This is a genomic window from Pseudoalteromonas shioyasakiensis, from assembly GCF_024518675.1.
Classification (GTDB): Bacteria; Pseudomonadota; Gammaproteobacteria; order Enterobacterales; family Alteromonadaceae; genus Pseudoalteromonas; species Pseudoalteromonas shioyasakiensis_B.
This window is the reverse complement of sequence record NZ_JANIGL010000006.1, coordinates 131252-152655: the sequence shown is the minus strand read 5'-3', so window position 1 is coordinate 152655 and position 21404 is coordinate 131252. Positions and strand designations below refer to the sequence as shown.

17 protein-coding genes are annotated in these 21404 nt (G+C 38.1%); 8 read left to right on the top strand and 9 right to left on the bottom strand.

Features of this window, described 5'->3' with window-relative positions:
* Nucleotides 1-360 precede the first annotated feature (360 nt).
* The 3 genes from NQT69_RS15925 (at nt 361) to NQT69_RS15915 (ending at nt 4947) form a co-directional block, all read left to right on the top strand.
* Nucleotides 361-2904 carry an EAL domain-containing protein gene (locus NQT69_RS15925; RefSeq protein ID WP_256828668.1) on the top strand — a complete coding sequence of 848 codons (2544 nt, stop codon included), beginning with the start codon at nt 361-363 and terminating at the stop codon, nt 2902-2904.
* Between the two features lie 62 nt (nt 2905-2966).
* On the top strand, nt 2967-4433 hold the full coding sequence (locus tag NQT69_RS15920) for a methyl-accepting chemotaxis protein (RefSeq protein WP_256828667.1): 1467 nt from the start codon (nt 2967-2969) through the stop codon (nt 4431-4433).
* On the top strand, nt 4417-4947 hold the full coding sequence (locus NQT69_RS15915) for a DUF6436 domain-containing protein (protein ID WP_256828666.1): 531 nt from the start codon (nt 4417-4419) through the stop codon (nt 4945-4947). The genes NQT69_RS15920 and NQT69_RS15915 overlap by 17 nt, the downstream gene beginning before the upstream one ends.
* A 45-nt stretch (nt 4948-4992) precedes the next feature.
* Here the strand turns inward: NQT69_RS15915 and NQT69_RS15910 are convergent, their stop codons facing one another.
* Entirely contained in the window at nt 4993-5466 is a 474-nt protein-coding gene (locus NQT69_RS15910) for a peroxiredoxin (protein ID WP_256828665.1), read from the bottom strand.
* Between the two features lie 1166 nt (nt 5467-6632).
* On the opposite strand from NQT69_RS15910, the gene NQT69_RS15905 reads away from it, so the two are divergent.
* Nucleotides 6633-8006: an MBL fold metallo-hydrolase RNA specificity domain-containing protein gene (locus tag NQT69_RS15905; RefSeq protein WP_256828664.1), complete on the top strand. Its 1374-nt coding sequence runs from the start codon at nt 6633-6635 to the stop codon at nt 8004-8006.
* 149 nt (nt 8007-8155) lie between these two features.
* On the opposite strand, the gene NQT69_RS15900 is transcribed toward NQT69_RS15905, so the two are convergent.
* The 3 genes from NQT69_RS15900 to NQT69_RS15890 are packed head-to-tail and all read right to left on the bottom strand — an operon-like array spanning nt 8156 to nt 10376.
* Nucleotides 8156-9079, bottom strand: coding sequence for a lysylphosphatidylglycerol synthase transmembrane domain-containing protein (locus NQT69_RS15900; RefSeq protein ID WP_256828663.1), 924 nt, complete (start codon nt 9077-9079; stop codon nt 8156-8158).
* Nucleotides 9080-9101: 22 nt separating this feature from the next.
* Nucleotides 9102-9518 (bottom strand): divergent PAP2 family protein, encoded by a 417-nt coding sequence (locus NQT69_RS15895; protein ID WP_256828662.1) that lies wholly within the window; start codon nt 9516-9518, stop codon nt 9102-9104.
* 12 nt (nt 9519-9530) lie between these two features.
* Nucleotides 9531-10376 carry a decaprenyl-phosphate phosphoribosyltransferase gene (locus NQT69_RS15890; RefSeq protein ID WP_256828661.1) on the bottom strand — a complete coding sequence of 282 codons (846 nt, stop codon included), beginning with the start codon at nt 10374-10376 and terminating at the stop codon, nt 9531-9533.
* Nucleotides 10377-10467: 91 nt separating this feature from the next.
* On the opposite strand from NQT69_RS15890, the gene NQT69_RS15885 reads away from it, so the two are divergent.
* The 4 genes from NQT69_RS15885 to NQT69_RS15870 all read left to right on the top strand — a co-directional run bounded on the left by NQT69_RS15885 (nt 10468) and on the right by NQT69_RS15870 (nt 14012).
* Nucleotides 10468-10866 (top strand): GtrA family protein, encoded by a 399-nt coding sequence (locus NQT69_RS15885; RefSeq protein WP_256828660.1) that lies wholly within the window; start codon nt 10468-10470, stop codon nt 10864-10866.
* 1 nt (nt 10867) lies between these two features.
* Nucleotides 10868-12157 (top strand): FAD-binding oxidoreductase, encoded by a 1290-nt coding sequence (locus NQT69_RS15880; protein ID WP_256828659.1) that lies wholly within the window; start codon nt 10868-10870, stop codon nt 12155-12157.
* Nucleotides 12158-12162: 5 nt separating this feature from the next.
* Entirely contained in the window at nt 12163-12900 is a 738-nt protein-coding gene (locus NQT69_RS15875; RefSeq protein WP_256828658.1) for an SDR family oxidoreductase, read from the top strand.
* A gap of 104 nt (nt 12901-13004) precedes the next feature.
* A complete protein-coding gene (locus tag NQT69_RS15870; RefSeq protein WP_256828657.1) occupies nt 13005-14012 on the top strand; it encodes a hypothetical protein in 1008 nt (335 codons plus the stop codon).
* A 411-nt stretch (nt 14013-14423) separates the two neighbouring features.
* On the opposite strand, the gene galU is transcribed toward NQT69_RS15870, so the two are convergent.
* The 5 genes from galU to NQT69_RS15845 all read right to left on the bottom strand — a co-directional run bounded on the left by galU (nt 14424) and on the right by NQT69_RS15845 (nt 21402).
* Nucleotides 14424-15335, bottom strand: coding sequence for a UTP--glucose-1-phosphate uridylyltransferase GalU (galU, locus tag NQT69_RS15865; protein ID WP_256828656.1), 912 nt, complete (start codon nt 15333-15335; stop codon nt 14424-14426).
* A 378-nt stretch (nt 15336-15713) separates the two neighbouring features.
* Complete coding sequence (locus tag NQT69_RS15860) at nt 15714-16880, bottom strand: nucleotide sugar dehydrogenase (protein ID WP_256828655.1); 1167 nt, start codon at nt 16878-16880, stop codon at nt 15714-15716.
* 248 nt (nt 16881-17128) lie between these two features.
* The gene (gene wecB / locus NQT69_RS15855; RefSeq protein WP_256828654.1) at nt 17129-18253 is read right to left on the bottom strand and encodes a non-hydrolyzing UDP-N-acetylglucosamine 2-epimerase; all 1125 of its coding nucleotides are present in this window, start codon (nt 18251-18253) and stop codon (nt 17129-17131) included.
* Between the two features lie 61 nt (nt 18254-18314).
* Nucleotides 18315-19553, bottom strand: coding sequence for a UDP-N-acetyl-D-mannosamine dehydrogenase (gene wecC, locus NQT69_RS15850; RefSeq protein WP_256828755.1), 1239 nt, complete (start codon nt 19551-19553; stop codon nt 18315-18317).
* A 556-nt stretch (nt 19554-20109) separates the two neighbouring features.
* Nucleotides 20110-21402: a hypothetical protein gene (locus NQT69_RS15845; RefSeq protein ID WP_256828653.1), complete on the bottom strand. Its 1293-nt coding sequence runs from the start codon at nt 21400-21402 to the stop codon at nt 20110-20112.
* Between the last annotated feature and the right edge of the window lie 2 nt (nt 21403-21404).

Here is a 21404-nt window from a genome sequence, read left to right as displayed (position 1 = left end):
CTAAAATAATATTTTACCCCAATACTTTAGCACCACACCGTTTACAATCCTTTACAAAAGGATATATTTGCGATTGTTTTAGTTTGTAACAATTTGTAAAATGATTGAAAAATACACTATTCAAGAAAATACATTCATTTATGAATATTACTTTCTTGTTACAGAGTGTCTTCTGTTTATTTAAGAAGTAAAAACTCTCTATCTGATGCTTTCAGCCTCTCCCACTTATTCAGTATATTAATGCTAAAAAGTGAATGATTGCCATCAAAACAATGAGAGATAATATGGAAGCGCTACCATGTTATAAAAATATAAAGAAGGACAACTCGCGCTGTGCCCTCATAATCTAAGGTAAAAGGAATGGTCGTAGATAAATCGCTTTCTAATGTATTCACACAAACACTTGAACAAGCAATTGATGGTGTCGTGGCAATAGACTCAAAAAATAGGGTAATTCTATTTAATCAAGCAGCTGAAAAGCTCTGGGGCTACTGTAAAGAAGAGGTGCTTGGAAAAAATGTAAGCCTGCTTGTACCCGATCATATCAAGACGTATCATGACCACTATGTTAATCGAAACCGAGACACCGGTGAAAATAAAATAGTCGGCACAAGCCGTGACGTCCCTATCATTTGCAAAGATGGAAGCCAAAGGTGGGGGTCAATGTCCATCTCTAAGGTCGATATCGGCGGTCATATGCTATACACCGCATTCATTAAAGATGTGACAGAGCAAGTTAAGGCTAAAAAACAATTAGAGTTGCTCTCCCTTGTTACCGATAAAACTGAACATGCAATCATTATTACCGATCCTCAGTGGAAAGTGGTGTACACCAATGATGGCTTTTCAACACTCTTCAATTATACACCCGAGGAACTACTTGGCATCACGCCCATGAATGTGCTTACGCCCGAACTATCTGACACGAGGCGAGAGCAAGTCCGTGCTCAGCTGGCGAACGGAAAATCTATGCGCATTGATGAAGTTTTACAGTCAAAAGACAAGAGCAAATGTTGGTGTTCGATAATGGTCAACCCGGTCTTGGATGAGCATACTCAGCTAGCCTACTGCGTCACAATTATTAATGACATTACGCAAACCAAGCTCCATGAAATTCTTCATAAGCAGATTTTAAATGCTATTGCATATGATGAATCACATGAAATTGTTATGGAAAAAGTATGTCATGAGATCACCAAATTAGACCATTATATTACGCCTGTCATTTTAAAAGCCGAAGGTGCCCACTTACAATTACTCGCCGCGCCAAGCTTCCCAGCCTCTTACCGTCAAATTTTGAATACCCTTCCCATTGCTGAAGGTGCAGGTATATCTGGCACAGCAGCTGCCCGCGGTGAAGATGTATTAGTTACAGATATTCAAAATGATCCTATTTGTGAACTCTACAAAACACACCTTCACCCTCTGGGGTATACGGGGTGTTTTTCAGTCCCGATAAAACAAAGTAATGGTCAAGTAATTGGTGTCGTTACCCTTTATTTAAAAAATAATGTACAGCTCAATGCTTTACATAAACACATCGTCAATGTTATTACCCCACTGTGCGGCCTTGCTATTGAACGTGAAGCCCAAAAAGCTAACATACGTCACTTAGCGTATTACGATGCGCTAACTCAGTTACCTAACCGTAGTTTACTCCATGCAAATGCTGAGCAAGCAATTAAAGACGCAAAAAAGAATAACCAAAAAATGGCCCTGTTATTTTTAGATGTCGATCGCTTTAAACAGATTAATGACACTCATGGCCACCCAATTGGCGATCAATTATTAGTTGCACTTGCCTCAAGACTAAACCTCGAGCAGTCGAATGCCGATATAGTCGGTCGCTTATCGGGTGATGAGTTTGTCCTAATCAAACAAATTGAAACCCCAGAGCAGCTCCATGAATATATTGAAGAGCTCAAACTAAAAATCACCCTTCCCGTTCACTTAGAGCACTTAACGTTAGATCCGACCATGAGTATCGGTATCAGTATTTTCCCTGACGATGGCCATGATGTAGCCACACTCATCCACAGAGCGGATATGGCGATGTACCAAGCTAAGTCATCCGGTAAAGGCCGCTTCGCCTATTTTAGTCACGAATTAAACCAACTTGCGCAGGAAGTTCAAGAGCTTGAAATGGAGCTTGAAAAAGCAATCAAAGAGAACTTACTCACCCTGAAATACCAACCCCAAATATCGATGAAAGACGAGACTATTTATGGTGTCGAAGCACTTGCAAGATGGGATCACCCAACACTTGGCTCCGTTCCACCGGATAAATTTATACCGATTGCAGAAGATTGTGGGTTGATCAGCGAGCTCAGTTTGTGGGTCATTCGAACTGCTTGTAAGCAAATGGGTGAGTGGCGTAAACAAGGTATCGCGTTACCGACGATGTCAGTCAATTTGTCCCCGAGTAATTTTCATAACATACATTTATGTGATTTCATCATCAATGAACTCGCTATCAATAATTTGGTTACGTCCGATCTCATGCTAGAGCTGACGGAACATGTGTTACTCGACACCCATCCCAGCACAATGAAAGTGTTGCATGATATTCATGATAAGGGGATCGACTTTTCAATGGATGACTTTGGTACCGGCTATGCAAGTTTAAGTTACTTAAGAAAAATACCGATACGTGAGCTCAAACTCGACCGCAGTTTCGTACAAGGATTAGGCACAGACAAAACCAGCGAAGCCCTGAGCCGTTCAGTATTACAGATCGGTGAAAGCTTAAATTTAGATGTGATCGCTGAAGGCATCGAGAACGTTGAACAATACACTATTTTAAAAGAGCAAGGCTACCATGTTGCACAAGGTTATTTGTTTTCAAAGCCACTCAATGCCAATGAAACTGAAAAGTTTTTAAAAAACAAACATCAGTCTAATTAAGCGCAGCGCTTTTTCATACATTAAAACACAACTTATCATTTTTATATTTTTTCAGGAACAAAATGAACAGAATTAACCGGGTATTCACGGGTGTACTTGTTATTTTATTTATCGAGACACTGGCTGTTGCATTTATTTACAACACGTTTTATGAGGCGTTTATTATCGGCCTACCAGCTTTACTAGTCCCTTTTTGGTTGATGAAGACCTTGCCTAACGCAACACTAACAAAGCATGCTTCAGGCCTCGCTGCCATGATTTTTGCAGCCCTGCATATCCACCAGCTAAATGGATTAATTGAAGTTCATTTTGAGATATTTATTTTACTAGCCACCTTGGTGATTTTTAAAGATTGGCGTATTTTTATTTCAGCCGTTGGCTTAATTGCTGTGCACCATCTGTCATTTTACTTTATGCAAGTGGATAACGTCGGCGTATACCTTTTTGACGAAGATAGGCTCGCTTTTTCTACGGTTATATTACATGCGGTGTATGCCATTGTTGAAGGTGTGGTTGCAGGCTTTATTGCTAAAACATTATATGAAGATAGTGAGGTTGGCAAAGAGCTCGCCCGTGTTATTGAAGAACTCACTTATGATAGACACTCGCTCAATTTAAAACTGCGAGCAACTCCCCGAAAAAGTCATGTGCTGACTGGGTTCAATGAGTTATTGAGTGTATTAGAAAATGTCATTCTAGGCTTACGCAGTCAAATTAACGACTTTAAATCAAATGCTAACAACCTAATAAGCGCCAAGTCTGAGCTTGAACGCTCCGCACATGACCGGCAACAAGAAACAGAAGCAATCATGTGCTCGGTGGAGGAGATGGCCACAACCATCACATCAATCGCCCAAGATACCACGCGTTTAAAAGATCAAATGAATGACGCAAATACGACCACACAAGAAGCCAATGAGTTAATGCAAATGATCAACAATGAAAGTGATCACTTAACCCATGTTTTAAGTCTTACAAGCACAGAAATAACCGCACTGGCAAGCTTTAGTGAAGTCATAAAAAATGTGCTGTCTGAGATCTCCAGTATTGCAGAGCAAACAAATTTACTGGCGTTAAATGCGGCGATAGAAGCGGCACGTGCAGGCGAACAAGGCCGTGGTTTTGCCGTGGTTGCCGATGAAGTTCGTGCGCTTGCTAATAGAACAAAAGAAAGCACCAGCAAGGTAGAAGTCACATTAGCTAAAATGGTTGAACACTCACATTCATCAACCAATGCAATGGATAACTCTGTCAATGCTGTGCAATCGGTAATAAATAATGCAGCACAAGTCAGCACGTTATTACAACAAGCTTCGCATGTGGTGGTTGACTCAAGTGATATAGCCAACTCAGTCGCCTCAGCCATCGAAGAGCAATCCATTGTTACTACAGGGATCTCAAAAAATACTGAGGAGCTTGGTCTTTTAGGCAGAAATGATGCAGAGAAAGTGAAGTCAGTGGCACTTGAGGCAGAACATATCTCTGATGCCGTAAGATCACTTGAGGCAAGCATTGCAAACTTCTCATAAAGCGAAGTACACCCACTACATGGTATTTGCGGTATGGCTGGTGTTTACACTTATCGCTGGCGTCAGTTTTATTCAGTCACGGTTAGTTGCCTTCGATCCAACTGACAAGTTGCTGTATGCAAATGGAGAGTCGTTGATAAATGATATTAGCGCTCTCCCGCAATTAAGCGAAGAACATATAAATAATGTACTTATTCATTTCACCAGCGAAGGGTGTGAGTGTGCGCAATACAGTGACCGCCACAAAAAGGATATTACCGATGCAGCCAAGGAAGATGGTTTCACTGTATTAAATATTCATCTGCCAAAAGGCACCCAAAGTATTATTCCATCAACACCCGCTACGCTGATTGTCGGTCAATCTTCGGAGTTACTCTATTTTGGCCCATACTCTACCGGGTTAGCCTGCAGTGAATCGAATGGCTTTGTTGAACTTGTATTAAATAATTATAGAAACGGATTTAAGTCTGATCTGATTGTAGGAGACACAACAGGATGCTACTGCCAATTATGAGCCAATAGCTCCTGGTTTATAGCCGAGTATTACTCGGCTTTTTTATTAAAGCTTACCTAAAACAGCGTCTGCGCGGCTAACAACAAACTCTTTATCTTGTTCAATATATAAGCCTGTCACCACTTGCTCTTCGACTACCATTGCATAACGTTTTGAGCGCACGCCACCAAAACCGGCTGTATCTTTATCGAGCCCTAACGCTTTAGTAAAGCTTGCATCGCCATCTGCTAACATATCAATCTCTTCAGCGTTTTGCTGCTCGCCCCACGCTTTCATCACAAAAGCATCGTTTACAGATACACAATAAATAGCATCAACCCCTTTGGCTTTTATTTTATCTGCAAGGGTAATAAATTCCGGTAAATGCGCATTTGAGCATGTTGGAGTAAAAGCGCCCGGTACAGCAAATAGTACGACCTTTTTACCGGCAAACAAGGTGTCGTTGGTTAGTGTTTGCATACCGTCGTCAGTTAGTTTAGTTAAGCTTACAGCGGGTAACGTATGGCCTTGAGCAATCATGTTATTTCCTTAATATTAAATCTAAATATTAAGTGTAATAGGGTAACAGTGACAATGCGATGAATTTGCTACATTTACACGTAGGAGAGCGCTTTAGCGTCGATAGGATGTTACATATCACAACCCCAAATATTAAAACCATCACGGCTGAAGCCTGTTCCTACAATTAACCTACACGTAGGAGAGCGCTTTAGCGCCAATTGGATATTCCATATATCACAACCCCAAACATTAAACCCCAAACATTAAACCCCATCACGGCTGAAGCCTGTTCCTACGATATACCTACACGTAGGAGAGCGCTTTAGCGCCGATGGATTTTACAAATATCACAGCCCCAAATATTAAAACCATCACGGCTAAAGCCGGTTCCTACAATTAACCTACACGTAGGAGAGCGCTTTAGCGCCGATTGAATGTTACAGATATCACACCCAACATTAAAAACCATCACGGCTAAAGCCTGTTCCTACGATGTATCTAAACGTAGGAGAGCGCTTTAGCGCCGATTGAATGTTACATAAACCCCATCACGGCTGAAGCCTGTTCCTACAATTAACCTACACGTATATCTACACGTAGGAGCGCGCTTTAGCGCCGATGGATTTTACAAAAATCACAACCCCAACATTAAACCCCATCACGGCTAAAGCCTGTTCCTACAATTAACCTACACGTAGGAACGCGCTTTAGCGCCAATTGGATATTCCATATATCACAACCCCAAACATTAAACCCCATCACGGCTGAAGCCTGTTCCTACAATTAACCTACACGTAGGAGAGCGCTTTAGCGCCGATGGATTTTACAAAAATCACAACCCCAACATTAAACCCCATCACGGCTGAAGCCTGTTCCTACGATATACCTACACGTAGGAGAGCGCTTTAGCGCCGATGGATTTTACAAATATCACAACCCCTAATATTAAAACCATCACGGCTGAAGCCTGTTCCTACAATTAACCTACACGTAGGAGAGCGCTTTAGCGCCGATGGATTTTACAAATATCACAACCCCAAATATTAAAACCATCACGGCTGAAGCCTGTTCCTACAATTAACCTACACGTAGGAGAGCGCTTTAGCGCCGATCAAATAAAACCAAATAAGGGACAAAACATTTTTTAATGCTACACTTTTATCTGCAATTAAAAGGAGTTAACAATGCATATAAAACATCATGGTGCGGTAAATGGGGTTACAGGGTCTTGCCACGAGCTAATAACATCAACAGATACATCAATCTTAATCGACTGCGGCTTATTTCAAGGTGAAGATGCTGGTACTGATCTATCAATCAAATTTGATATCAGTAATGTAACTGCACTGATTGTTACTCACTGCCATATTGATCATGTAGGTCGTATCCCCTATTTATTCGCAACAGGCTTTAGCGGACCTATTTATACTTCTATTGCATCAGCAAGCTTATTACCCTTAGTCATCGAAGATGCACTAAAAGTCGGGGTTACCAGAGATGAAAAAATAATAAACGCATGTTTAAGCTTATTAAACAAACGCATTATTGCAATAGATTTTAATACTTGGTTTGAACTACCAAGTAATAACCAGCAAACTTTAAAAGCACGTTTACAGCGGGCGGGTCATATTTTAGGCTCTGCTTATGTTGAAATAGACGTGCCAAATAAAGCCACAACACACCGAGTGGTCTTTTCAGGTGATTTAGGAGCCCCCTATACACCATTATTGCCTGCCCCTAAGCCACCATATAAAGCAGACACCTTAGTGATCGAATCAACTTATGGTGATAAAAACCATCAAGGCCGTAAACAGCGTACCCAAACATTAAAAAAAGTAATTGAACAAGCCGTGAAAGATAACGGTGTGGTACTCATTCCTGCATTTAGCATAGGTAGAACCCAAGAGTTACTATATGAGCTAGAGCAGCTAATTCATAACGCCAGTCCGCATTCACCTTGGCACAACATAGAAGTCATTGTCGACTCACCAATGGCTGCAAACTTTACTCAGCAATACCGCAAGTTTAAAACCCTCTGGGATAAAGAAGCAAAGCAGCGCTTAGCAAAAGGCCGTCACCCATTAAACTTTGAAAGCTTACATACAGTCAACAGCCATAAAGAACATATGGCCGTTATTAACTACCTAAACAAACGAGAAAAACCTGCAATTATACTTGCAGCAAGCGGCATGTGCACTGGTGGCAGAATTGTCAATTACCTTGAAGCATTTTTGCCCGCTAAAACCACCGATGTTATTTTTGTTGGTTATCAAGGCAGAGGAACATTAGGGAGAGAAATTCAGAAATACGGCTCTCGCGGTGGTTATGTATTTATAAATAACGAAAAGGTCTATATCAAAGCAAAAATACACACTATCAGCGGATATAGCGCTCATGCCGACCAAAAAGGCCTCATAAGATTTGTAACAGGTATGCAAAAAAAACCAAGCCATATAAAACTAGTACACGGTGATGATAGAGCAAAGCAGCTATTAGCAGAGAAGTATCGAGAGGCACTAGGTGAAGGAGTTAAAGTTGAAATAGCAAAGTTAAGTTGACGGGCCTCGAGTAGCGGGTTGTGAGCAGATAAGAGTTAAATTTAACCTCCCTCATAGCCATTAACCTTTTCATCACCTACCCGTAAATAAACAGAAAATTGTCGAGTAAGTTTATAGTTTTGATACACTATTGCGGGAACTAACCTGTACTAGTGTCTTGACGAGATAAGGTATTCAATTTTTCTATTTTTTAGCACAAAAGCACAGACCAAACCAATCAACATTGCAGGATATAGAGTTAACATTCTAGTAGTAAGTGCAGCTATTATCGCAATATCACTTTCAGCACCAATCTGAATTAATAACCAAACCATACCAGCCTCTGTTACCCCAATACCACTGGGAATTAATGAAGCAGCACCAATTAACAAGCTAAGGCAATAAATACTTATAGCTATTGGTATAGTAGTTTCTATACCAAACCCTCGTAACATTATAAATAAAATCACACCTTGAAGTATCCACGCCAATAGTGTAAGAAAATAGCTTTTTAAAACAACTGGCAATAGCCATAAGTGACTTAAAATATTAATTGACTCATGCCACAGCCTACTTTTTTCAAAATTAAATAAAAACTTTAGTGCTGGCGATAAAACGAAAGGTAAGAGAAAAACAGTAACCAATAACAAAGAAAAATTGAAATTATCAATAAGAAAATAACTACCCAATGAAAGAACAATAATCACATCAAATAAACGCTCTGATACAAAACTCAAAAACGTATATCGAAATGGTACACCCAACTCATCTAAATGTGTTCCTCTCATTAATTCACCTACTTTACCCGGTGATGCGGTAAAAGCAAAACCAGATAAATAAATAAGAATATGATGTTTTGTTGAAGCCTTATGCTCTTTCAAGCGCATATAGCCTAACCAGCGAAGAGAGCGGCAAATGTAACTAAATACAGCAAGACTCAAACACAGTATTACTTGTTTAAAGGAAATTCTCTGTAAATACTCTATCGCAGCGACTAGATCCGATGAATGATTCCAAACAATATAAATGACAAAGCTTGAAGCAAACCATAAATACAGCCGTTTTAATCGTCTAAAATAAACGAGGCTGTTCATAAGTGGTAATAAGTTATTTTATTCAAAATTTGAAAACGTAATACACACAGCTAGCTGAAGCAACACCAGTTACGATACCCATTAATATTTCAAGGCGAGTATGTCCCATTCGCTCTCTTAAGGGTTTTATCATTTTATTTTCATTAATAATATTAATAGTTTTCGCGTGTTTACCCACTTGTTGCCTTAAACTGCTTGCATCTAATATAACTATAAATGCTAAGGCTAAAGCAACTACTAAAGCAGGCTCATGAACCCCTTCATTAAAAGCAATAATTGCTGCAGTACTACTTACAATACTACTATGATTACTTGGCATACCACCATACCCAATCAAATCAAACGCTAAACGTTTTGCTCGGATTGTATTGATGGCAAACTTTGCGCACCCAGCTACTAGCCAAGCAAAAAAAGGTGTAATAAGGTAACTAAGATCCACAACAAATTCCTTTTATACAGCAATTGAATAAAAACAAACGCCTACCCAACCTAAAATAGTCAATTGTAACCAACGATCTGCAAACAAAGCGTCTGTAGGAGACTCTCCAGAGTCTTTTGACTCTACGATGAACCAATATCTATATAAGCCAAATAAAACAAATGGGATCGAATATACCATATTTGGTTTATCTGAAATAACGAATAAGCTATAGAATAATATTGCACAAATCGCAGACATTTCAGCATACTTATTAACAAGGTCAATCGTATAGTGCTGTAATACACTTCGAGCTTTGTTACCACTATTCATCAATTCTTGTCGTCTCTTTATCGCTGCTAAGAAAAGGGCTAGAGAAAGTGTTGTAATGAACATCCAAGATGAAAGTGGTACGTTCAAAGAAACCGCACCAGCATACACTCGTAAAACAAAGCCCGTCGCTATAGTAAAAATATCTAAAACAGGTTGATGTTTAAGATAAAAAGTATACGCCACATTCAACACTAAATACGCAGCGACAACAATAACTACCTGCAAGTAAGCTAATGCCGATAGCGCAACTGTACCATATAATATCACCATCAAAATACGAGCTTGTAACTTGCTCACTTCACCCGATGCAAGAGGTCTTGTTTTTGACTTTACTGGATGTTTTCTATCATTCTCAATGTCATTGTAGTCATTTAATACGTAGGTAGCTGATGAAGCTAAACAAAAAATAATGAAGGCAATAAAAGTATCCTGCACCGACAACATATTGGTAAATAACCCAGAAAAAAGCAAAGGCGCAAAAACAAAAGCATTTTTGATCCACTGCTTTGGTCGCATTAGGCGCAGTAATGGAGGTAAACTAAACATTTTAATTCTTCTTAATATAATCTAGGCAGAATCTAGTCAAAATCTGGGCAAAATGATAGAGTGTTACTTTATGAAAATCAATGTATAAATAATGACTAAAAGTATGCTCTATGTCGCTTTTGCTATTATTGCGACTATTGTGAACCTTTTCACACAAGAAATAACATCCAACCTATTTCATCATCACCAGTATGAAATCGTTGTCAGTATGTTTATAGGCACTTTGGCTGGTTTAATTGTAAAGTACCTACTAGATAAGAGGTTTATTTTTAAGTTTGAAACTAAAAGCCAGCAACAGAGTTTCACTACGTTTTTGCTCTACAGTTTAATGGGTATAATTACTACACTTCTATTTTGGATCACTGAATATACTTTCGATATCTGGTTTGAAACCAAAACAATGCGCTATGTTGGCGCTGTAATTGGTTTGTCCCTCGGATATGTAGCTAAATATTACTTAGATAAAAAATATGTATTTATCGAGCGTTAAAATGAAAAAGATGACCAGTTGGGGGAAATACCCGCATATTGATGCAAATATTAGCGCACCTTTATCAAGTCACATGTTAGCTAATGAAAAGAGAAATATTATAGCTAGAGGCTTAGGGCGTAGTTATGGTGATAGCGCACTTTCAGAAAATATTATAATAAGCAATCGCTTAAATCATTTTATCTCATTCGATGAAAATACAGGGCAACTTCACTGTGAAGCTGGTGTTTCACTCCATGATATCCTAATGAATTTTGTGCCTAAGGGGTGGTTTTTATACGTTACTCCAGGCACTAAATTCGTAACAGTAGGTGGCGCAATTGCAAGTGATGTTCACGGAAAAAATCACCATATAGATGGATGTTTTAGTGACCATGTTACTTCTTTAACTATCTGTATACAGGGCGAAGAGATCTCTTGCTCAAGAGAAGAAAACTCAGATTTATTCCACGCAACATGTGGAGGTATGGGGCTAACTGGTATCATTACTAAAGCAACATTCAAATTAAGGCCAATAACAAGTTCCTACATCAATCAGAAAGTAATAAAAGCTAAAAACCTTGATACTGTCTTAGAGCTATTTGAGCAGTATAGAGATGCTACCTATTCTGTAGCATGGATCGACTGTCTTTCTACAGGCAGCAATCTCGGTCGCTCATTATTAATGCTTGGAGAGCACGCATGCAAAGGTGAATTAACTACGCATAAAAGCGGCGTATTAAATATGCCATGCGATATGCCTTCTTTCCTACTTAACAAATACACGATACAGGCTTTTAATTCTGCTTATTATAACAAACAAGTCAAGGAAGAACTGAACAACACAATACACTATGATTCATTTTTCTACCCCCTTGACGGAATCAGTAACTGGAACCGTATGTATGGTAAAAATGGCTTTACTCAATATCAGTTTGTTATTCCTAAAGAAGCTGGAAAAGAGGGACTTAAAGAAATTCTTGAAGCTATCGCTGAATCGAAACAAGGTTCATTCCTTGCGGTATTGAAAGTGTTTGGTAAAGGTAACATAAATTATTTATCTTTCCCTCTGGAGGGGTATACTCTAGCGCTTGATTTCAAGCTAAACAACAAATTATTTGCTTTATTAGATCGTCTCGACCTCATCGTGAGGAAATACAAAGGGCGCATATACCTCTCCAAAGACGTTAGAATGTCAGAGGAGATGTTTAAAGCAAGTTACCCTCATTGGAAAAAGTTTCAAGTATTAAGAAAAAAATATGGCGCAGATGAACGATACCTCTCGCTCCAGTCTAAAAGAATAGGATTGTAAAAATTGTGAAAAATATTATTATAATCGGGGCAACTTCAGCGATGGCAGAAGAAGTTGCGAAGCTATACGCTGCAGAGAAAGCTAATCTATACCTCATCGCAAGAAATACAACAAGGCTCGAAAGCATTATAAACGATTTAACTGTGAGAGGAGCAAACACAGTTCATACTTCGGCATTTGATGCGAACCAATTTGATTCTCACGAAGTTCTTATTGAGCAAGCTTTCGAAACTCTAGGTTATGTTGATGTAGTTCTTATTGCTCACGGTAGTCTCCCTAACCAAGAGCTGTGTCAAAATGATACTACACAAGCAATCGAGGAGCTAAATACCAATGGCATTAGTGTTATCTCCCTTCTCACTCACACAGCAAATAAAATGGAGCTACAAAAAAAAGGAAACATAACCGTTATCACCAGCGTTGCTGGAGACAGAGGACGTCAGTCAAACTATGTGTATGGTGCAGCAAAAGGTATGGTCTCAACTTTCTTGCAAGGACTGGCACAGAGACTCAATAAGTCAGGTGTTCATGTCCTCGATATTAAACCTGGTTTTGTTGATACACCTATGACAGCTGAGTTTAATAAAGGAGCTCTATGGGCAAAACCTGATAAGGTTGCTCAAATCATCAAAAAACGAATAAGTAAAAAAAGTTCTTTTTCTTATACACCCGCTTTTTGGTTTATCATTATGACTGTCATTAAGTTTATACCTAAGTTCGTTTTCACTCGGTTGAAATTATGATTTACTTCAAACAACACAGGTATATATTCATATCATTTTTAATCTCATTAATTAGTGTAGCTGTTTTTAACATAACTAAAGAGCTTACATTTAAAGATTTAACCATGGCTTGGAATGCGACTCATTATGCAATAAATTATATGGATTTTGGGTTTGTAAAAAGAGGCTTTATAGGGAGTTTTTATTATTTTTCAAATGGTTCATTTACTCAAGGTTCCCTACTTCTATTTCAGCTTTCTTTTATTATATTCTTTATTGCAACAACTCACTATTTTTTTTATAAACTTGGATTAAATAAAAGCTTTATTTATATTCTTTTTATCTTATCACCAGCAACATTTATGCAATTCGGTTCAGATCTAGGAAGATTTGACCCGATACTTGTTGCACTATTCATGTTAAGCATAATATATAGAAAGAACCCTATTTTATTTTTTACCTTTTCTATGATCGGTATATTAATTCATGAGATCTATGTATTTGCATTACTCCCAGGAGCATTCCTTCTATATTTGTCTGATAGAGTTAAATTAGGCTCATTAAAAGAAATTTTTATTGAGTCAATAAAGTGTAAAACTTTATACTTTTTAATTTTGTCGATATTAATAGTAGTCTTATTTGGCTCGTATGAATTAGGCTATGAACAAATACTAGATTCATTTTCAAAGAGCAACTTACCGATATCATATATAGAGTACCATACAACTAACTTAACTGGAGAGCCTTTAAAGGTTTGGACAAGAAGTATTTCTGACAATCTCTTTTTCACATCAAATAAATTAACTTTTAACATATCTACAATTTATATGGTGCTTGTATATTTACTTCTACTCATATACCTATATTTAATCGGTATTGAATTTAAAAAACCTCAATACTATTTAATATTAATCTCTAGCTTTCCTATGTTTTTGCTTGGCACCGATTGGGGAAGGTGGCTAGCATTCATCTATATATCTATTTTTGTTATTTTTATTACAACCGAAAGAGACAAAGCCGCAAAGATAAAAAACAAGCATTTATTGATATTTAGCTTATATGGACCTTTGGGTGTGGCTGGTTTTTTACCACCTGTACTTCTTATAATATATCGCGTCTATCAACTAATGTAATAATATTTATCAAGCGATTGCTGGCCAACAACCTTAAGGCCACGATGATATAGTATAATTATCGATAGCAATTCATCGAAATTTAATCTACACCTATAGCCATTTAGTTTTTATTATTTATTACTAATGACTTAGCAACACTTACTACAAGCTCATCTCATCATGTATATTAATCATCTAGTGTTAATATAAGAGATGAGCTTAGCTGCTAGAATAACCTATCATATAGCATCATAAACTCGCAAAGCTAGTGCTCTTCAAAGCAGCTTGTAGAACATCAACTTATTTTATCTATATGGAATATAATAATGAAACCGCTTGTATAGGACTAAGAGCAACGTCAGCTTAAGGCCTATTTGCTCTGCGTTGTAACTTTTTGAATTCAATTAGTTTACAGAAAACCAAGCCTCTTCAGACAATCTTTAAGTGGCTTGGTTTTTCTGGGTTTACTAACTCAGACAAGAACTCACTAAACTCTGCACCTAATTTTTCATCACGCATGCTGTACTCAACAATCGCTTTTAGATAGCCCTGTTTATCACCACAATCATGGGAACGGCCACTCATGTGAAATGCTTCTACAGTCTCTTGTGTTATTAGCTTATCAATCGAGTCGGTTAATTGGATTTCACCACCTGCGCCTACAGGTGTTTTCGCTAGTAAAGGCCAAATACTTTTACTAAGCACATAACGACCAACAACCGCTAAATTTGAAGGGGCTTTATCGGCATCAGGCTTTTCAACCATCGTTTTGATGATCGTACTGTTGCCAGCAGTCAGCTTCGCACCATTGATATCGGCAATACCATATTTACTTACATCATCGTAAGCTACCGGCTCAAGCATTATTTGGCTTGCTCGGGTTTCATTAAACCGCTTGATCATTGCGGCTAGGTTTTCAGTTTTTTGATCTGCCGTGTAAGCATCCAAAATAACATCTGGTAATAAAACTATAAAATCACTTTCGCCCACAATTGGCTTTGCACATAAAATTGCATGTCCCAAGCCTTTAGCTTCACCTTGACGAACACTCATAATAGTGACATCTGTAGGGCAAATTGAGCGAACTTCATCCAAAAGAGTCCGTTTAACACGTTTTTCAAGCGTGGCTTCTAGCTCATAACTTGTATCAAAATGGTTTTCGATTGCATTCTTGGAGCTATGAGTAACTAATACGATCTCTTTAACATCTGCAGCAATACATTCTGCAACAATGTATTGAATAAGTGGTTTATCAACCAAAGGGAGCATTTCTTTTGGGATAGCTTTTGTCATTGGCAACATACGCGTACCAAGGCCTGCAACAGGGATAACTGCTTTCATGATTAGTCCTTTATCTATAAGTTAATTCAATTTATATTTACGTTAGCAGCCTAAAACTTGATGGGAGATGAATTACCACCTAACGTAGTAATAGGATTACAAAGCTGTACCCAAAAATCAACCTTTATGACTATTTTCCATAGACTCTATTCATAACGAGTATGACTAACATATTCGTTTTTTATTTCTGTAGCGCAAAGTGGGTAAACGGGAGGAGGTGTAACCGCTTAATCGGTTTTAGTTACGGGCATACAAACACTTAAAATAGCTCTATTGGGCGTTAACAACGCGGCTGTCAACGCCTAACTGTGTTAGTTAACCTCTTAATAAAAGAGTAAAAAACATAAACAGGATGATTACTGGTAATATGCTTAACGGTTAATCATTGCCGAATAAATCACGTGTATACACTTTATCTGCAACATCGCTTAGCTCTTCAGACATACGGTTTGATACCACCACATCTGCAAGCTGTTTAAACTCATTTAAGTCAGTCATAACACGAGAATTAAAAAAGCGAGTATCGGTAAGGCTTGGCTCATAAATAACCACTTCAATACCTTTTGCTTTAATACGCTTCATAATGCCCTGAATAGCAGACGCTCTAAAGTTATCTGAGCCTGTTTTCATTACTAATCGGTAAACCCCCACCACTTTGGGGTTTCGATTAATAATAGCATTCGCGACAAAATCTTTGCGGGTGGTATTCGCATCAACAATGGCACCAATAATGTTATTAGGTACATTTTTATAGTTTGCCAACAGTTGTTTCGTGTCTTTAGGCAAGCAGTAGCCACCATATCCGAAAGAAGGATTATTATAATGGTTGCCAATACGTGGATCTAACCCAACTCCTTCTATTATTTGTTTTGAATCTAAGCCATGGCTTTCAGCATAACTATCAAGTTCATTAAAATAAGCCACACGCATTGCAAGGTAAGTGTTCGAAAACAGTTTAATCGCTTCCGCCTCTGTTGCATTTGTGAAAAGAATATCAATATCTGATTTAATCGCACCTTTTGCTAATAAACTTGCAAACTGCTTAGCGCGCTCGCTTTGCTCACCAACAATAATACGTGATGGGTGTAAGTTGTCGTGTAATGCTTTACCTTCACGCAAAAACTCAGGAGAAAAAATAACTTTATCTGTGTTCAACTTTTCACAGATAGACTCGGTAAAACCAACAGGTACAGTCGATTTAATAATAATGACTGCATCTGGATTTACTTTAAGTACATCTTGAATAACCGATTCAACACTGCTGGTATTAAAATAATTTGTTTGAGGGTCATAATCTGTCGGCGTAGCAATAATCACAAACTCAGCCTCTGCAAGTGCAGCTTCTTTGTTTGTCGTTGCAGTAAAATTAAGTTCGCTGCGCTTAAGGAACAAACTTATATCATCATCGATAATTGGAGAGCACTTATCTACTAACTTGGCAATTCTCTGACTATCAATATCAAATGCGACAACCTGATTATGCTGTGCCAACAATAAAGCATTTGATAAACCAACATAACCCGTGCCAACCACTGTAATTTTCATGGTAAGCGATCCCTCTATAAGCTCTATTACAAACTTTATATTGCAAAATGAATATTACAATTGTTCGCTAAATTTCTAATAAACAACCATTAGATTGAATAACTTAAAAATATAACCCCCACCAAATTACTTTAAGCGCTGGTATCAGCAAGCAATGTAACCTTGCGTAAGGGGCTATTTTTAACAATAAAATTGAGCCTACTTATTATTAACTAAACCACAACAATAATAAATATAAAGGTTGCTAACTAAGCCTTGTTAGAAGCTAATAAATTTTCAACGATTCGTTGACACGCTAACCCATCTCCATAAGGGTTATGAGCAATGCTCATTTGCTCATACACTTTACTATCATCTATCAATTCACTGACTGAATCGACAATAGTTGCAACGTGCGTTCCTACCAATTTAACCGTACCCGCAGCAACGGCTTCGGGGCGCTCAGTTGTATCACGCATCACAAGTACTGGTTTACCTAAACTGGGGGCTTCTTCTTGTACACCACCAGAATCAGTTAAAATTAGGTATGAACGATCCATCAAAAATACAAATGGTAGATAATCTTGTGGTTCAATAAGTTTTACATTGGCTTTATCTGCCAGCAAGCGATTTACTGGTTCTTGTACATTAGGGTTTAAATGTACTGGATAGACAAAGTTAAAGTTAGGGTACTTCACGGCAAGCTGTGAAATAGACTCACAAATACGCTCAAAACCACCACCAAAGCTTTCACGGCGGTGCCCTGTAATTAACACATAAGGTTTATCAAGAAATGAAGCAAATTTTTCTGTCATTTGCTGCTGTATTTGCGCATTTGGCAAAACATCATTTTTTACTTGTAACAGTGCATCAATTACCGTGTTTCCGGTGATATGAATATGCTTACTCGGCACATGCTCATGTAATAAGTTATCGGCTGATGCCTGAGTAGGGGCAAAGTGCTTAGTTGCCAGCACACCTGTTAAAGTACGGTTTGCCTCTTCCGGCCATGGGCTGTATAAATTGCCTGTTCGCAAACCTGCTTCTACATGCCCTACATTTATTTGTTTATAAAATGCAGCCATTGATGCAGCAAAGGTCGTGGTTGTATCACCATGTACTAACACCCAGTCAGGTTGAAATTCATCAAGTACATCACGTAAGCCTAAAAGAATTTTACTTGTAATGTCATAGAGATCTTGACCAGCTTTCATAATATTAAGGTCATAATCAGGAGTAATTTCAAATAGCGCTAACACTTGGTCTAGCATCTCTCTATGCTGGGCGGTCACGCACACTTTTGCTTCAATTTCAGGTGCATTTTCAAGCGCTAAAACTAAAGGTGCCATTTTAATAGCTTCTGGGCGTGTGCCAAATACAGTTAAAACTTTCATTTACTTTCCTAAAATAAAAGCCCGCCATTTTATGGCGGGCTTTATAACTTTATACGTTTACTTAAAAGATTCCGCGACTATCTACAATCACTTTTTTTGCAATTTGTTCAGGTGGAATTGCTTTAAATTCTTTATGGTCAACTAACACTGCTAACGTGTTACTGCGCTCAATAGCTTGTTCTACAGTGACCAGCTCAACCCCTAATCGAGTAAGAGACTCTGGTAGAGAGTCAATATTTGGCTCAACAACTAACACTTCAGCAATATTTAGTTCTGCAAGCATTTTAGTTATATCCAGCGCTGGGCTTTCGCGTAAATCGTCTATATCAGCTTTAAACGCCACGCCCATACAAGCAACAACGGGCTTTTTAAACTGTTCAGCAGCATCAACAATTTGTTTAAGTACATAATGCGGCTTGCTGTCGTTTACCTCGCGAGCTTGGCGAATTAACTTGGCAGTTTCTGGCGCTGAGCTCACAATAAACCACGGATCCACGGCAATACAATGCCCGCCAACACCCGGGCCTGGGTTTAATATATTTACACGCGGGTGACGGTTTGCCAGTTTTATTAATTCCCACACGTCGATACTAAGCTTATCGCATATCATAGAAAGCTCATTGGCAAAGGCAATATTCACATCTCTGAATGAGTTTTCTGTTAGCTTAGCCATTTCAGCGGTACGAGCATTGGTAAGCAAGCACTCACCTTTTACAAATATTTTGTAAAGAGCCACAGCTTTTTTAGAGCAAGCTTCAGACATCCCACCAATAACACGGTCATTCTCTACTAATTCACGTAATACATGGCCAGGTAAAACACGCTCAGGGCAATGAGCAACATTGATATCAGCTTCGCTACCATGGGTTTGCGGAAAAGTTAAATCAGGGCGTGCTTGCGCCAACCATTTTGCAAGCTCTTCTGTTGCACCAACAGGCGAAGTCGATTCAAGAATAACTAGATTGCCTTTTTCAAGCACAGGGGCAATTGCTTTAGCGGCAGACTCTATATAGGTTAAATCAGCTTCATAATTATCTTTGAAAGGAGTTGGAACAGCGACCATAAAAGCATCCGCTTTTTCAGCTATGGTAGTTGCTTTTAGATTACCAGCTTGTACAGCACTGCGTACAACCATATCAAGATCTGGCTCTACGATATGCACATTACCGGCATTAATTGTATCTACAGCATGTTGACTAACATCAAGTCCTATTACATTAACCCCACGCGAAGCGATCACCGCGGCAGTTGGCAGCCCTATATAACCAAGCCCCACTACAGATACATTTTTAAATTCCATCATAACTCCAAACCGATAAATTGCTGCGCATTATAGCCTAACTATTGATAAAAATGCTAAGAGAAAATGTATAAGAGATGTTATCAGAAGTATGCTATATGCTCTATATGCCCTTCTATTCCTTTATGTTCAGGTGTTATTTTTTCTTCATAAAACGTTACCGTCTCATATCATCGCTACCAAGGTAATATATTCAGGTTAATAAGAATATTAAGGTCAAGCTTCGATGTTTTAAAACAAGTCTCAGCATTAAGTTGAGCACTACCTTGCTATACTTCTTTTCATAATTACTGTCTCTATATTTATTAGTTTCAGGTAAGTAACTAAAAGCAATATTATGAAGCCGATTTTAAAGCGCTTTATTGTGATGATATAGGGTGACTGCCTAATAAGGCGTACTCCCCGTCTTGCTAGGCAGATTAATTATCAGCTTCAATAAAAAATGCTTATGTATACTTGTCTAAATATAGTAACAGGAAACACTAGACCTTAAGAGACATCTATTGAGCATTTATATCAATAACACAATATAAATATCTGACTTTAGTCAAGTATGTTATTGGTTGTGCTCACTAGCTATAAGCTTATTATGCTGTACGGGCTCTTTTATCGTTTTCTTTACAGGTAAGTATGCCGCCACAGCGATTAAGCTTAGCCAAAACGCAGGGTATGTGTTCATAAATATTGGCGTTGCAATCGAGTAGCCTAATATAAGCAAGAAAAAAACAAACTTAAACTCACTCGACAATTTAGCTACACCTAGACGCTCAGGAAGTGTAATTACCTTGTAGAATAAAATTAAGTAGATAAGTAGCCCTAAATAACCAAACTCTCCTAGCAAGCTAGCAAAATTACTGTCATATATACCATCCTTTTCTATAAAAAACCGACTATCTTGAAGGCCTATCTCAGTGTAAATTGGACTGTCATCTGACATAACGGTCCCATACATTGCAGCACCTGCTCCTAAGGGAAAATGTGTATTTGCCACTTCAAATGAAAAGAAAATCATTATGCCACGGATATAGGCTGACTCAACGGGATTTTCAACAGTCCACTCAACATTTTGTACAGTGATCTCTACAAGCTCATCAACATAATTTGATGACTTAAAAGAGAAGGCTGCAACGACCAAAAAAAACGTCGCAAGTAGAAATGTTTTAAATGAATCCTTAAACCACCACAAGAAGATTAAGGGGAGAACGATGAGTGCGGTTCTTACGCTTGATAACAAAATTAATACGGTAAATAAGAACATCAAAAGTAGCTTAGCTTTAATTTGAATATTTTCTTTGTGACATATGTAAAAACTCGCGGCAATTGCAAGTGTAGTACCTAAGCTGGCGGTATCTCCTTGAATTCCAATAGGGCGTGCAAACCCTCCTCTTAATTGTAGTGGCTTATCAAAGAAAGCATTAAACAAAGAGCCTGTAAATATATTCAAAAACATAAAAACAAGTGACACTACAAGAAAAAATAACACAAGACTTTTTGCTCTTTCACCTTGGAAAAACACAAATAGGAATGAGAAAAAGACTATAAACTTCAGGTGGATAAAAATTTGAAACAATATCGAAAAATAACTTCTAACGCCAATAGAGTTAATGCTTAATACTATTAGCAAAAAAAAGCTCAAAATATATATTTTGAAAAAAGCTTTAGCTGTTTTATCTGTCCATGATTTCACTGCAAGGCAGGCTAATGCATTTACCATTAGCAACTCGTCTAAATATACAGGTAAGCCAGCAGAACTTAGTGCCGTTTGCAAAAAAAGAGATAAGACTATTAATAATAATAACAGCCTAGTATAAAAACCAACCAAGACCGTTGAGAAGTTAGTTTTATTCAAAA